Consider the following 1,033-nt stretch of genomic DNA (forward strand, 5'->3'; position numbering starts at 1 on the left):
TATTCTTAGAAGTGGTCTAGTTGCTAAGCTAGTTCAGGCATTAGATCGGCTGGGCAGCGATAGTTCAATGACCGCCGTAGCCGGTTGTTTAAGGTATCTTGAGCCAGCTGAATGTCAATGAGTGAGGCCGAAGCCAAGGATCTGCCCTTCGGGAAGAACTCGCGCAAAAGGCCGTTAGTGTTCTCATTGGTTCCACGTTCCCATGGTGAATAAGGATGGGCAAAGTAGATGTCAGTTCCCTTGACTTGACTCAAGCTTGAGAACTCAGCACCATTATCAAAAGTAATGGTTTTAAAGTGCTCGGTTCCATAGTCATATAAGGTATTCTGGAGGGCTTTCAAGCAAGTGTCGGCATGATAATTGGGAAGTTTAACGATGATCTCTAAGCGACTAACACGTTCAGTCAAAGTCATTAATGCTGGCTCAGATTCAACCCGTTTGCCTTTGACCAAGTCACCTTCCCAGTGTCCAAGCTCTTGACGCGCTTGAACCATGGCGGGACGCTCTTCGATTGAATGGCCCAGATTTTTCTTATTGATTCGATGATGCTTTGCCCTGGGGCATTTAATCCGGCGACGTAGTTTAGCTGGTAGGTCTGAATTGCGGATAGCTAAACGCTGGTCATCAATATACCGGTACACCGTCGGTGTTGAGGGGCAGACAAGCCTTGGGTGATCAGTCTTGAATTGGTGGACAAAAGTATCCACACTATGCATCCTGGGACGCGCTTTTAAAGCTGTCACCAAAGCATTACAGAAGGTTTGACAATGATCAAAGAGTCCATGATAACAGCTATTTAGTCGGTGCTTACGATAAATTGCTTCACCAGTTTCTGCCAGATATGACTGTTCAAAGATATGAGTACTAGCGTTAATCTGTGTCGTTGTCCCACGTTTTAATTCACGTGAAATCGTGCTGGGATTACGATGAAGGGCCTGGGCAATCCGGCGGATAGACCAATCTAAGTCCCTTAGGGATTCAATTCGACCACGTTCAGCTAAATTGAGTTGGTGATACTGATTAGATATGATAT

The 1,033-nt window shown here is 45.7% G+C and carries 1 protein-coding gene; it reads right to left on the minus strand.

Annotated features, from left to right (window positions below; genetic code table 11):
* Positions 1-23: 23 nt before the first annotated feature.
* Positions 24-1,031 (minus strand): IS30 family transposase, encoded by a 1,008-nt coding sequence (locus FC85_RS05090; RefSeq protein ID WP_057864475.1) that lies wholly within the window; start codon positions 1,029-1,031, stop codon positions 24-26.
* Between the last annotated feature and the right edge of the window lie 2 nt (positions 1,032-1,033).

Source organism: Lentilactobacillus diolivorans DSM 14421, from assembly GCF_001434255.1.
GTDB lineage: Bacteria > Bacillota > Bacilli > Lactobacillales > Lactobacillaceae > Lentilactobacillus > Lentilactobacillus diolivorans.